The sequence below is a fragment of the Acinetobacter pecorum genome (assembly GCF_014837015.1).
Classification (GTDB): Bacteria; Pseudomonadota; Gammaproteobacteria; order Pseudomonadales; family Moraxellaceae; genus Acinetobacter; species Acinetobacter pecorum.
The window spans coordinates 127,826-141,881 of sequence record NZ_JACSPT010000004.1; the positions used below are offsets into that span (position 1 = coordinate 127,826).

General features: G+C 41.4%; 11 protein-coding genes. 8 read left to right on the plus strand and 3 right to left on the minus strand.

Features of this window, described 5'->3' with window-relative positions; genetic code table 11:
• Window positions 1-94: 94 nt before the first annotated feature.
• The gene (locus tag H9629_RS04630) at window positions 95-796 is read right to left on the minus strand and encodes a VIT1/CCC1 transporter family protein (protein WP_064102681.1); all 702 of its coding nucleotides are present in this window, start codon (window positions 794-796) and stop codon (window positions 95-97) included.
• A 283-nt stretch (window positions 797-1,079) separates the two neighbouring features.
• Here H9629_RS04630 and H9629_RS04635 point away from each other — a divergent pair, with 283 nt between their 5' ends.
• On the plus strand, window positions 1,080-1,781 hold the full coding sequence (locus H9629_RS04635) for a DUF1003 domain-containing protein (RefSeq protein ID WP_064096493.1): 702 nt from the start codon (window positions 1,080-1,082) through the stop codon (window positions 1,779-1,781).
• A gap of 146 nt (window positions 1,782-1,927) precedes the next feature.
• Here the strand turns inward: H9629_RS04635 and coq7 are convergent, their stop codons facing one another.
• Window positions 1,928-2,563, minus strand: a complete 636-nt coding sequence (coq7, locus tag H9629_RS04640; protein WP_064102680.1) for a 2-polyprenyl-3-methyl-6-methoxy-1,4-benzoquinone monooxygenase — start codon at window positions 2,561-2,563, stop codon at window positions 1,928-1,930.
• A gap of 3 nt (window positions 2,564-2,566) precedes the next feature.
• Window positions 2,567-3,886 carry an MFS transporter gene (locus H9629_RS04645; RefSeq protein ID WP_064102679.1) on the minus strand — a complete coding sequence of 440 codons (1,320 nt, stop codon included), beginning with the start codon at window positions 3,884-3,886 and terminating at the stop codon, window positions 2,567-2,569.
• Between the two features lie 174 nt (window positions 3,887-4,060).
• Here H9629_RS04645 and H9629_RS04650 point away from each other — a divergent pair, with 174 nt between their 5' ends.
• From H9629_RS04650 to H9629_RS04680, 7 genes are all read left to right on the plus strand, one after another.
• Window positions 4,061-6,817 (plus strand): autotransporter assembly complex protein TamA, encoded by a 2,757-nt coding sequence (locus H9629_RS04650; RefSeq protein WP_191730599.1) that lies wholly within the window; start codon window positions 4,061-4,063, stop codon window positions 6,815-6,817.
• Between the two features lie 36 nt (window positions 6,818-6,853).
• Complete coding sequence (locus H9629_RS04655; protein ID WP_191730600.1) at window positions 6,854-11,377, plus strand: translocation/assembly module TamB domain-containing protein; 4,524 nt, start codon at window positions 6,854-6,856, stop codon at window positions 11,375-11,377.
• Window positions 11,378-11,693: 316 nt separating this feature from the next.
• On the plus strand, window positions 11,694-11,897 hold the full coding sequence (locus tag H9629_RS04660) for a hypothetical protein (RefSeq protein WP_064102676.1): 204 nt from the start codon (window positions 11,694-11,696) through the stop codon (window positions 11,895-11,897).
• A gap of 261 nt (window positions 11,898-12,158) precedes the next feature.
• Entirely contained in the window at window positions 12,159-12,428 is a 270-nt protein-coding gene (locus H9629_RS04665) for a hypothetical protein (RefSeq protein WP_064102675.1), read from the plus strand.
• Window positions 12,429-12,578: 150 nt separating this feature from the next.
• On the plus strand, window positions 12,579-12,728 hold the full coding sequence (locus tag H9629_RS04670; protein ID WP_171255309.1) for a hypothetical protein: 150 nt from the start codon (window positions 12,579-12,581) through the stop codon (window positions 12,726-12,728).
• Window positions 12,729-12,877: 149 nt separating this feature from the next.
• Window positions 12,878-13,159, plus strand: coding sequence for a hypothetical protein (locus tag H9629_RS04675; RefSeq protein ID WP_064102674.1), 282 nt, complete (start codon window positions 12,878-12,880; stop codon window positions 13,157-13,159).
• Between the two features lie 625 nt (window positions 13,160-13,784).
• Window positions 13,785-13,985, plus strand: a complete 201-nt coding sequence (locus H9629_RS04680) for a hypothetical protein (protein ID WP_064096485.1) — start codon at window positions 13,785-13,787, stop codon at window positions 13,983-13,985.
• The last annotated feature ends 71 nt before the right edge of the window (window positions 13,986-14,056 follow it).

Below are 14,056 nucleotides of genomic sequence, written 5' to 3' on the forward strand. Positions count from 1 at the left end.
TAGCGTAGCCAGATTTTTATTAACCTTATTCAGCTAACTTAAAATAATAGTCACGCTATCATATTGTGAGCCTGTCAAAACGATAAACAGATGTTTAGGCAACTGACACATTAAATAATGATCCTATCCAGGCACTAAACAACATGGCGATAATTCCCCAGAGCATTACCCGGACTGCACCTTTCCACACGCTGACTCCACCTGCATAACTTGCCAGTGCACCCATCATTCCCAAGCTTAGAACCCCAATTAGTATAACGCCTTTATCCAGATATCGATCTGGCAGAATCATAATCGAGATTAAAGGAAATAATGAGCCTACGGTAAATGCCAGAGCTGAAGAAAATGCCGCAAGAAAGGGTCGGGCAGAGGTATGCGCTGAAATACCAATCTCATCACGGGCATGAGCATCCAAAGCATTATGTTCAGTCAACTGCTCAGCAACCCTTTGTGCCAAACCTGGTTCCAGGCCGCGTTGTATATAAATCGTCTTCAGCTCATTTAGTTCATTATTGGGATGGCGTTGCAGTTCACGCTCTTCCATGAGAAGGTCATTTTTTTCAATATCCTGCTGGGATTTGACTGAAATATATTCACCCGCTGCCATAGAGGCGGCACCAGAAATTAATCCAGCAACACAGGTCACCAGTAAAATTTCCTTGGATGCTCCACTGGCTGCGATACCCACCACCAGACTGGTGACTGAAATAATTCCGTCATTTGCCCCCAGTACAGCTGCGCGAAGCCAGCCCGCACGTTCAATATAATGTTTTTCAAGATGGTATGAGTGGCGCATAATGAAGCCTCTTCTTTATTATTATTATGATTATAGTAAATTTATGTTAGGTAGAGACAGATAGATGAAATCGATCTGAAAATTAACCTGAATGATCAGATCATAGTGCACTTGGCAAAGCATTTTATCAACCAAAGATCTAACCGATTTGGGACTTAATAATTTAATAGTTCGAGGGAAAGTAATACTGAACTGATATAAAAATTATAAAAGTAAAAAATCAATAAACCAATAAGATATATCCAAATGATAGCTAGGAAAGCTGGTATAAAAGAGAATTATCATGAAAGAAAAAAATGAAAATCATAGCTGCTTGGTGTGCGGCAAACGTTTTCCTTTAAAAAATCTTACACCGATGGGAACTGTCAGAAAGGTCATTACCGAAGAAATTGCAAAGGATATTCCTGACTGGACACCGCAAAATTATATCTGCCAGACAGATCTGACCCGATATCGCATGCAGTATGTGCATTCATTATTAAGCTCAGAAAAGGGTGAATTGACTGATCTTGAGTTTGAAGTGATTCATAGCATGCATGAACATGAGCTGATCACCAAAAATGTAGAAACGGCATTGGAACAAAAATGGACCTTGGGTGAAAGGCTGGCCGATAAAATTGCAACTTTTGGTGGAAGTTGGGTCTTTCTGATCTGTTTTGCAATTTTTCTAGGTCTATGGATTACGATAAATACTGTGGTGATGGTGACTCAGCCTGCAGACCCTTATCCATTTATTCTGTTGAATTTAATCCTGTCCTGTCTTGCAGCGATTCAGGCGCCTATTATTATGATGAGCCAGAACAGACAGGAAGCAAAAGACCGTTTACGTTCACAAAATGATTATCAGATTAATTTAAAAGCTGAACTGGAAATTCAGTATTTACATGAAAAATTAGATCATTTGCTGCTACATCAATGGGAAAGGCTGGCACAAATCCAGGAAATTCAGCTAGACCTACTTTCTGAAATGAACAAAAAAGATTAAAAGGATACTGTAGGCAATCTCTATTATTTTATAGAGCTTAAAAGTAATAAGATCACCACATGCCTTGAGTTAATATTATCTTGCTCAAGATTTGAGACTTATTAAAAAGCCCACAAATGAGTGGGCTAAGAATGAAAATAACTGGTTTAAATAAAATAGCTGGTTTTGGTCATCAGCTTGGAAATGCCTGTCATGGCGATTTTGACAGGAACGGGCAAATCTACACCACCCGCCTTTAAAGCTGTATCCCGATGATGCAGTTCATCTTCGTTCATCTGTTTCAGAATACGGCGAGAACGTTCATCCTGAGGGGGTAATTGGCTAATATGATGCTGTAAATGCATGCTGACCTGACGTTCTGTTTCAGCCACAAAACCCAGACTGTATTTATCACCTGCGATTCCGGCAATCGCACCCATACCGAAGGAAAGACCGTACCAGACCGGATTGAGCAGACTGGTATGGCTATCCAGTTCTTTCAAACGGTCTTCACACCATGCCAGATGATCCTGTTCTTCAATCGCAGCCTGTTCCATTTCACGACGTACATTCGGGAGTTTTGCCGTCATGGCCTGACCATGATACAACGCCTGTGCGCAAACCTCACCACTATGGTTGACCCGCATTAAACCTGCTACATGTCGTGCATCACTGACCGTCAACTGCGTTTCTACCGGTTGGGCCGGGTTTTCACGCTGCGCTGAAGTCGTGCCCGGGACTAGACTGCGTAATGCCTGGTCAAAAGAATGAATCAACTTATCCAGACCTGTATATTGACGCATGAATTAATCCTCCAAGGGTGCTTTCGCGATTTTGATCATTGGTTTTAGGCGGTAAAGTAACCATAAAGTAAACAGGCCACTTAATACTGCAGTAATACAAAAAAGTATTTTAAGATCAAGCTCTAGAATACTTAAAATAATAATAGAAAATATAGCAGAAGATACCATGAAAACGGCATTCAGAATATTATTTGCTGCAACCACACGCGCACGATGTGAGCGTGGAGAATGCGCCTGCATCATGGCATACAGCGGGACAATATAAAAACCACCACTAATACCGAGCAAGGTAATGGCTAGCATCACATGATAATAACTCCAGCCTTGCTGGAACACTTCTGCCAGACCAATTAATGCACCTGCACGTTCTGGAACAAAGGCCAGACTCGAGGCCAGATATAAGGCAAACACTACTAGACCGATTGCCCCAAAAGGCACCATCTTGATATTGACCTGACTGCCACCAATTTTACGGCATAAGTATGAGCCTAACCCAATCCCGACAGAGAAAAAGGTTAAGAGCAGACTGGCGACATTTTCAGATGCATGCAGATTCTGTAACGTCAGCTGAGGAATCTGGGTCAGATAGGTTGCACCATAAAACCAGTACCATGAATTGCCCAGTAAAATGGTAAAAACCAATGGTAAGCTTTTGGCATATTTCAAAGTCTGCAAGCTGGTACGAAAAAAGTTCCAGTCTATTTGCAACTCCGGTGCGGAAATGTTTTGCTTCAGAATATAACGGCTTGATATATAACCTATCAGTGCGATGCTGATGATGGTTAAACTGATCCAAATCAGGTTGCCAGCCGAAGCTGCAATAACTGCGCCGCCCAGAATCATACCGAACAGGATTGCCAGAGAAGTTCCAGACTGGAACAGGGCATTGCCGGACATCAGTTCATCCGGTTTCAGGACTTCAGGTAAAATGGCATATTTGATCGGGCCAAAGAAAGTGGACTGGGTTCCCATCAGGAACAGGGCAAATAACAGAATCCATAAATTGCCCAGCAGGAAACCGATAGTTCCCAGCAGCATGATGACAATTTCCAGAAGCTTGAGATAGCGAATCAGCTGTGAACGTTCGTATTTGTCGGCAATCTGACCGGCAGTGGCCGAAAAAATAAAATAAGGAAGAATAAATAGTAAAGCCGCCAGATTATTCAAGGTGCTGATGCTGGCTGATTGCTGTTGAATCCAGCCATAAGTGATGACCAGCAGTAACGCTTGCTTAAATACATTATCATTTAATGCACCGAAAAACTGAGTCAGAAACATCGGAAGAAAGCGCCGAGAAGCTAACAAATGTTCATTTTTGTTCATATAGGCCGTGCTACATTAAGTTTTATTAAGAAATGTCAGTTATGCGTAAACATTGAGAAAAATCATGTAAGATACTTTCAGCTATGTAAAGGTAAAAACCAATTAATTAAGCTCCTTAGCTTATATTTTTCGGTCAAATAATCAATTAAAGAATGTATTCGTTTAGAGTTTGCTATGCCTGCAAAGAAAAATTTTAAAAAAACGATGCTAAATCGCAGTATGGGGCCTCATATACCACCGCACAGTGGTATGCACCTGTGTATGAGCATCTTTTTTATGATGTTATCCCATCAGAGCATGGCACAAACCGAACAGCCCGAAACGCCCGTGGCTATTTCCCAGGCAGAAATGGTAGATGAGCTGTCCAAAGAGGCGATTCGTCAGGGCTTAGTTACGTCTGAAACAGAAGCAGAAGAAAAAGTTGAAGAAGCTTTAGAACAGGAAGTGCCAGTTGACAGTATGCTGATGCTGGAACAACAGCAAAATGCAGGATCGGGTCTAGATGAATTTACTCCAATCGAATTTGATGATCTGGAAGAATTGCCAGTTCAGACTATTGACCAAAACATGGCCAATGAAATTTATCGTGTGGCTGAACAAGCCAAACAGGAAGCGCAAAATTATCGCAATAGCCAGACCACCGAAACTGTAGTCGCAGATATCAGCCAGCAAGAACTGCTGGAAATCAATCAGGCGCCGGTCAATGTGGATCAGTTGATGCAGTCCATTCAGGCAGACAGCCAGATTATGGTGCAAAACAACGAAGCAGGCATGACCTTAGCAGAAATATCAGACTCGCTTTCACCTGAAAATGACAAGCGGCCAAATATTTTTAAAAGACTGTTTTATAAGATCCGCCCGCCACGCCAGATTATGACGGCAAGAGTTCCTCGGATTAATGCAGACGTCGTCATTGTGAATGAGGAAGGTGTGGCGCAAAGCAACGGCACACTGAATCGCAAGAGTGAATCCCAAGGTTATCTGAATTTAAGAAATAATGTCAAAGCCAAGCTCTCCAGTTTTACCCAGGAGTCTTTTGGCGATTTTAATTCAGCTTTACCTCAATTGCGGACACTGTCACGGCAGGCAGCTCAGGCGGTGGGTTATTACGATGCCCAGTTCAGGTTTGAAAAAGTATCAGACAGCAGGCTTCGTGTTTTTGTCACACCGAATGAACCTGTGATTATTACCAGTTATGACCTGGAATTTACTGGAGCTGGCGCAGAGCAGCCACAATTTCAGGTCATCAGTATTTTGCCTGAACAGCAAGATGGCGATATTTTTAATCATGGTGATTATGAAAAGACCAAGAACCGGATTGTTACTGCAGCCAATAATAATGGTTATTTTGATTCATACTGGCGTATGCATGATGTCAGGATTGCATTGCCACAGAATACGGCAGATGTGAATCTTCGTTTTGAGACTGGTGATCGTTATAAGCTGGGGAATGTCGAGTTCAGAATGAGTGATCCTGAAAAGGAACTCCCACTCGACCGCGATGTACTCGAAAGTCTGGTTACCTGGAAAGATGGGGCGGATTATACCTTCTGGCGAGTCAATAGCCTGGCCAACAATCTGACCAATTCACGCTACTTTAACTATACCATGGTCGATGCGGTTCGCCCTGATCCGATTGAAAAGGAATTGGAATTGGCACCGGATATTCAGCAGCTGATTGAAGAACAAAAACTTTCTGAAGATCAGTCTGTAGAGAAAAAACCTGCCCGCTCGCCAGCCTCTTCTCAGGAGGTGACCCAGAATGTCGTGGATGAAGATCAGTTTGCCGGTAGTCGTGATCAGGAAAATCCAAACTTAAGAACCTTACGGGTTGAGCAGCAGACCAAAGAAAATGAACAGGATCGTTTAAAGGAACAGGCACGGGAAGAGAAGAAAATCCCGGTCATCGTGACTTTAAATGCAGACCGGGTAAACAGTGCAGAGCTGGGTCTGGGTTATGGAACAGATACCGATATCCGTCTGCGTGGTCAATACAGGCGCGCTATTGTAAATAAGCGTGGCCACTCTTTTGATGCCAATATCGAGTTGTCAGGCATCCGCCAGTCGATTGATGGACGTTATAATATTCCTTATAACCATCCGCTGAATGATTATGTCAGTATTGTGGGGGGCTACGAACGTGAAGAACGTGATAGCGTCGCACAGGGCCAAGGACTGATGATTGAATCAGCAGTGTTAGGTGCAGACCGGATTATTAAAAATCCACTGGGTAACTGGCAGCGTACTTTTGGAGCCCGTTATCGTCTGGATCGCTTAACACAGGATGGTTCTGTCGATTTTAATCAGATTCCAGAAGCGTTTCGCTTTAATACCGAAGATGAACAGCAATCGCTACTGGTGGGTTATGAAGTTTCACGTACCGATAGCGATCGTCGGGTCAATCCGACCAAGGGCTTCAAGCAAACCTATAAGATTGAGCTGGGTAGCGAGGCTTTATTATCCGATGCGGATATGGCCATTGTGAATGCAGGCTGGCGTTTTATCTATTCATTGGGTGAAAATGCAGATTATCAGTTTGTTGGGCGTATGGATTTAGGGTATATCTTTACCGATGATTTTGCCAAAGTGCCATATAACCTGAGATATTTCACTGGTGGTGACCAGAGTATTCGCGGTTTTGACTACAAGAGTCTTTCTCCGGAAATTGACGGCTTTAAAGTGGGTGGTCAGGCCTTGGGTGTGGCTTCATTAGAATATAATTATCAGTTTAAGGAAGGCTGGCGTGCTGCGGTCTTTGCAGATGCCGGAAATGCCTATAATAAGGAATTCAGTAATCCGACCGAATATGGTGCGGGGGTAGGCTTACGTTGGGCTTCACCGATTGGGCCAATACGTGTAGATGTTGCGACGGGGCTGTCTGATGACAATCACCCGATTCGGTTACATTTCTTTATTGGATCACAGTTATAAAACTTCAATTTTAAAAAATAGTTATTTGGGTAGATCATGGTCGAGAACCAACCACAGCCAGAACAAGAACCACAAAATAGCGTTGTGCCGAAAAAGCGGCGTATATTTAGAAGTATCTTATTGTCAGTACTTTTCTCCCTGATTTTTCTGCTGTCTGTGCTGGCCCTCTTGTTTTCGACCAATCAGGGCAGTAAATTTCTGCTGGATCAGGTTCTGCAACGCCAGCAAATTATTCATTATGAATATGAAGGCGGTAATTTATGGCGTGGGATTATCCTTAAAAATGTGCTCGTCACTTTAAAACCGGTGGATGTCAAAATTGATCGTGCTGATGTCAAACTGGGCTGGCGGGCAATTGTCAAAAAAGAAATTCATCTTACAGAGGCGGATGTTCGCAATCTGCAAATTATTAATAAAAATCCGTCTACAGGCGAACCATTCAAGTTTAATGCTATCCGCTTGCCTTTTATACTGCGTGTCGATCATCTGCTGCTGGATCATCTGGTCATTAACACCCAGACCAATGCCGTAGATTTTTACAATATTGAATTAAATGATGCACTTTGGTCCGGCACCGAATTAAATTTTGAAGACTCCCGTATGGATATGGGCTATCTTTCGCTACGTGAAGCCACGGGAAAAATGCAGTTCGAAGGAAAATATCCTCTGGATGCCACGGGTATCCTCAATCTGCCTTCTTTAAGAGAAAGCCTGAATATTCATGATATTCAGGTTCGGGCGCGTGGAACGCTAGATACTATTCAGGCAGGAGTAGCGACCAATACGCCTGATTTGTTGACGGGTTGGGTTATCGTACATCCAATGCGTCCACAGGTACCGATGCGCGGTGAATTACAGTTCAAAGATTATCATTGGCCTATTCTGACTGAGCAGAAACTGTTTAGCAAAGACGGGGTTGCCAAGTTTAATGGTGATATCAAGCGTCTGGATCTGAATGTTGATACTGACCTGATTGGGGAAAATATTCCGCAAGGTCAATATAATGCGGTGATGTTTACTGATCTGGTCAATCAGCTGAATATTACCGACCTGAATGGCCAGTTGATGAAAGGTGCAGTCAGCCTTGCTGGAACAGTGGGCTGGAAAGATCGGGTCAGTTGGGATCTGACGGGGCGCTTAAATGGCATTGATCCTAAACATGAGCGCATTCCGCAAGTCGTACAGGATTTCTTGCCGCCAAGTCTGGATGCCAATATTGCTTCTGCGGGTAACCTGGAAAATGGCCTGCACCTTACCGGACTGGTTGATTTCGACCGTTATGAAAGCTGGAATCTGAAGCTGGATCAAAACCCGGCCAAGGGCAATAAAGCGCAGCCGATGCTACTGGATATTGCCTGGAAAAATATTGATCGCGCCGTACCTTATGTGGGCTGGCTCAGCAGTCAGTCTGGTGATGTCAAATTGGCACTGGTTGAAGGTCAGCAGAATATTCATGTGGCGACCAAAGTCGAGCAGCATGAACAAGGTCTTTTGCCTGCAGGCATGTATCAGGCCAAGCTGAATCTGAAAAATAATATCCTGAATGTCCCAAGTTATAATTATAGTAGCAATGCACAGGCAGGCAGTTTAAGCGGCAATGCACGGATTGAACTGCCACAAGAAAAACGTCAGTTGAAATGGACAGCGGTATTAAATGCCAAAAATTTAAATACCCAAAGTATTGCAGCAGCTTCACCGGTAGACCGTTTGAATGGCCAGATCAAGGCCAATGGCTATGCACAACCGAATCAGCAGATTATTAAACTGAATAATGTCAACCTGACCGGACGCTTGGCAGAGCAGAATGAAACTGTGCGTCTGACTGGTAACAGTACTATTGCCCTGTTATTCCACAATGAAAAAGCTGGCGGTGGATTTAAAGGCTATGCAGTCAATTATGATGGCGCTTTAAATGCTAGTCAGCTTAAAGCCAGTCAGGGCATGCTGAAACTTCGGGTTTCAGGTACACCCGAGCTACTGAAAGTCAATGAATTCCGTCATGATGGTGTGGCTGGCAAGATTAACGCGAGCGGTCTGGTCAATTTGAAGAATGGTATCGGTTGGGATATTAATGCTTCATTAATTCGCTTTAAGCCGCAATACTTTAATGCCCAATTGAAGGGCGAGTTGTCAGGCAATGTGAAAACCCAAGGGGTTTGGTCAGATGCCTTAAAACGTATTCAGATCCAGCGTTTGAATCTGGCCGGTATGCTGAATAACAAACCGGTGCGCGGCACAGGGAATTTATCGGTGATTATTAACTCAAATCAGCGCGGTTTTGTTCCAGAGCAATTTGAAGCCAATAACCTGTTCCTGTCTTATGCCAGCAACCAGATTCAGGCGACTGGAAATGCACAGAACCTGCAACTGAAGGTGAATGCGCCGGCATTGTATGAGTTATATCCGGGTTTAAGAGGTCGTGCGCAGGGCTATATCAATATGCAGGCGCAGCCGCGCTTACAGGCTTCTGCTAATCTATCTATCGATAATTTTGCTTTTAAAAATCTGTTTAGTGTGCAGAAAGTCCGTATTCGCGGACAGTTGCCAACATCGCAGACTACACCAACCTTATTAACTGCAACAATGGATCGCTTGCGTAATGGCTCACGGGAAATTGTTCGAGGCGAAGTATCACTCGCCGGTACCCGTGCAGCGCATATACTTAAAGTTCAGGCAGAAAATAAACTGTCAAAATTCTTTGTTCAGCTGGCTGGTGGCTTTAATGCACAAAATAACTGGCTGGGTCAGATTCAAAAAGGTGACTTCGACTCTTTGCGCGCCCATTTGGTGCAGCGTCAAAATGCGGCAGTGATTTATAACACTGCCCAGTCTAGTCTGTTTATCGGTGCTCATTGCTGGATGAGTCAACAAAGCCAGTTGTGTTTTGATCAGCCGATTCGGGTCAATAAAACTGGAGGTAGTGTCTCTTTTATTACCCAAAACCTTGATTTGGAAGACTTCAGCGCATTCCTGCCTGATGGATTGGCGTTGACAGGTAAAGTCAATGGTTATGCCAAGGCAGCTTGGGCACAAGGGGCTAAACCAAAAATTGATGCACGTCTAGTCACCCGAAATGGCGTTGTAGGTTTATCTTCTGAAGACCCGGAATATTTAGGTTCTACGCTAAAATATGATGAAGTTGGCTTGGTAGCAAAAAGTGTAGCACAAGGCTTGCAGCTTCGCCTGGATGTAAAAACTCCAGATATCGGTGCAGGCTATGCCAATGTGATTATTGACCCATATCGGGACAGCAAACCGATGCGTGGCGAAATTGCCTTTAACCAGGTGCAGCTCAAGGTCTTTAAACCATTTATTGAGGACATTCGTAATCTGGACGGAACTTTATCCTATGCCGGAAAGATTGGTGGCACTTTAACGGATCCTTTGCTGGAAGGTGAGCTTCGGGTCAAAGATGCCTCGATCAGTATGATCTCTTTACCCGTGAATCTGACCAATGTACAACTATATTCATCCATACGTCAGAACTCTGCCAGCATTAATGGGGCATTTAACAGCGGTCAGGGTGTCGGTAAATTAACCGGTTCAGTCGACTGGAAAGGTGATCCAAGGGTACAGTTAAAACTGCAAGGTGAAAATCTGCTGATTCGTCAGGCACCATTAATTACGGCCATGGTGACGCCTGATCTGACCTTGGACATGTATCCATTTAATAAAAAACTGAGTTTAAGTGGCACGGTAGATGTACCGCGTGCACTGATTTCAATGCCTGAAGCTTCGGAACCGGTAGTCGGCTTATCCCCAGATGTACGTGTCGTGCGTGAAGGTGAGGATCAACTGGCGATTTTGAGAGCGGCACGTCCATGGGATATCCGGGCGGATGTGGCTGTTTCTTTGGGTAATCAGGTGATCTTCCAGGGCTTTGATAGTCGTATCCCGCTATTAGGCCGAGTGAACCTGTCACAGCGTGGTCTGGAAACCGCAATGCGCGCCAATGGTGCAATCGGGGTATCACAACGGGTGAAAATCGAAGCCTATGGTCAGAGTCTGGATTTGAATCGTGCCATCGCGCGTTTTAATGGTGAACTCACCAATCCGACGCTAGACATTGATGCCAATAAAATGGTTCAGGGTAGTACGGTCGGGGTGCGCGTAACGGGTACTGCATCGAGTCCAAGCATTCAGATTTATAATGATGCGGGCTTGTCAGAGCAGGAAGCCTTAAATGCCTTGATTACCGGTCGTATCAATGAGGGTGCATCCGGTTTAAATCAGACTGAAGGATTCAGGTCTGATGTAAATAATACGATCGCTGCCGCAGGTATCAGTCTGGGCTTGGGTGGTACCCGTGCACTGACTAACCAGATCGGACGTAGTTTTGGCTTGAGTGGTTTAGCCTTGGATGCACAGGGAACAGGAGATGATACGCAGGTTTCTGTGACTGGTTACATTACGCCAGATCTGTATCTTCGCTATGGAGTTGGAGTATTTACACCAGTAAATAAACTGACTTTACGTTATCAGGTAAATCAGCGTCTTTACTTAGAAGCAAGTCAGTCCTTAGAACGTGCAATTGACTTGTTCTATAACTGGCGCTTCTAAGCGCAGTAAAAAAGCCCTCAACTGAGGGCTTTTTTATGTAGAAATTTTTTATTTATCATGAAATCATCCAGTTTAAGTACCGATCAGTAGAAACAATGAATATCTAAAATTAAGCTCAATAGAAATAAAAAATTTATGCAACATTGCTTAAATCTTGGCGATTTTATCTCCTAAGAAAATTAAATACTTCTTATGGCCCCAATAAAATATAAAAAATTAATTAAAATATAGAATAACTGCCTAAAAATCAATAAACCCATAATAAAATTAGGTGTATATTGAAAATACAATTTTTTTTGTATAAGAGCATCTTTGTATGTCGACTAAATTTATCATCCGTTTTGCTGCGATACTATTTTCTATACTTATTTTGACTGCATTAGTTATTAAATTTTTCTTTAGCCCAGATGTAACCATCGTGCTATGGATTTTTGCTGTGCCTTTCATTTTAGGTATACCAATTTTAGCTTCTGTTGTATTGGCCACCAATGAAGAGCTGGACCTTCATAGCGTGAATTAGAATCTAATCTTGAGCTAAAAGTTAGAGTAGCCGCCATTTTGGCGAATTTATTCCTAATAAATTTTTTAAGTCATACACGACTCCTTAGTACGTCAAAAATGAGTGTATGTATATGCTCATTTTTTATGGCTTGATCTGATAGTTTTGATTTAAGTTCGTCATTATCTAATTTACATAAACCCTAAGAAATAGTGGAATATTCCCATCCTTACTCATTCAATATAGGGATTCATCATAACTCATTATTTTAGAGAAAACAGAATGCCTAGAAATAACTATTTGCCAGCTCTAGAACAAGTTTATGAATTTTTAATAGAGCGTCCAAATTTTAAAAATCAAAGCGAATTTGATAAATCAATAGAGTATTTTAAAACTCTACATGAAAGTGATCCTCTGGATTTCAGGGTGCAAACACCTCATGTTGTAGCAGGAAAATTTGGTGCTAAAGAAACCATAAATTTAGGATCTATGCCAAAATTCACTGATAAAGAAAATTTCATTAACTGGATTGATGCGCAGATTAACTGTTAAGTCTTCACACTGACTCATCATAGGCTGGATTCTAGATATTATTCATACATTCAGTAACATGTAGTACAGAAAATAATCAAAACTGGATTGGAAAGCTACAAACTTGAATGATAACTTTATATTTAAATCTTCCCGGTGATGAGGTAAACAATGAAGTTGTTAACTTTGGTAGGCATGGGAGTTGCAGCAAGTTATTGTTATAAAACTATGAAAAATGGCAAGCTCGCTCTTTCAAAGCCTGACTTTGATGAAAGTGTAAAACGGTTTGTCTTGCAAGAATTTGCAGCTTCACATTCCTGATTTTTTTTATAAAAAGGCTCATAAGATAGTGAGCTTTTTTATTTTCTAAAAGCTTATAACTTTAATATTCATATTAAAAGCAGTTTTATTATACTCAGCGTGCTATAAAGCTATTACATTGGCTATTTTAAATAATTAAATGAGAAAAAATGGGCGATGAAGATGAATGGTGTGAACTTATATATTCTGAGGCTTTAAGACTACACAAAACATCACGTTATAAGGCAATTGATAAACTTAGATTCTTTGCCTTGATTTTAGAATTATTCGTCGAGATGCGCAATGATGAGGCAACTATTCAGATAAAGACAGTAAATATCAAGTTTAAGTTAAGATCTAAGAATTATATTTTTTGGGTGTTTGAAATTCCTGATTATCAGGATAAAAGATTATTTATGACATATATGTATCGTCAATTAAGTAAATTTTGAAGTATATTTATGGTTAAAATATTTAATTAATTCCACAACTATAGCTATTAATTATGCAACTATAGTTTTTTTATATGCTTATGGATGATTATATATTTTTATTTAGAAATTGCCTATGCTCTGCATGTTGTTCATTTTAACAACATACCTGAATCAGCGCAAAATTGAGGAAGGGGAAAGCCTATCGCTAGATAGGCTTTTTTTTTAGATGTACATTTCATTCCACGAAATGTAATTTAAAGTGAATATAAAGGTGAAGATTATTAATACTCTTTATATTCTATTTATAAATTTGAAATGCTATATATGTTTTACGAAAAAAAAAGAAAATGTATATAAGATACATATCCTGAATACAGTATTAGCCTGCTTATTCAAAAGGTTAAAGAGGTTTTTTAATTGAAAAACTGATGTAATCTTATATTAAAGAACTCTATATTCTATAGCTGTAGTTTCTTCCAGTTGTTGCCTTCCTTTCTAAGGAGGATTTTTTGAACAGAGAAGACCAAAATTCAAACCTCTATTTTGTTTATTCAGTTACACAAATGATCATCGTTAACTATTGAATGAATCCCGTAAATATTTGAGCATGATATTTTCTTGGTTAAATAAATGAGGGACCGCCATGATAGATGAAGAAAAGCCGTTGAACTTTGACGATGATAATGTGCCTCAAGATTTTGAAGATGAAGAATTTATCGATGATCAGAAAGAGGATGAAATGTACAACGCTATTACCAAAGACGGTTCAAGTGTTGATCCTGCAGATGACGGGACACGTCATATTCGACCTGAAGATGGCGACCCGATTGAAATAGAAGAGTAATAAAAAGCCCAATTTAATATTGGGCTTTTTATTGTATGGCAGAAGAAATATGAGCTGCAGTATTTTTCATT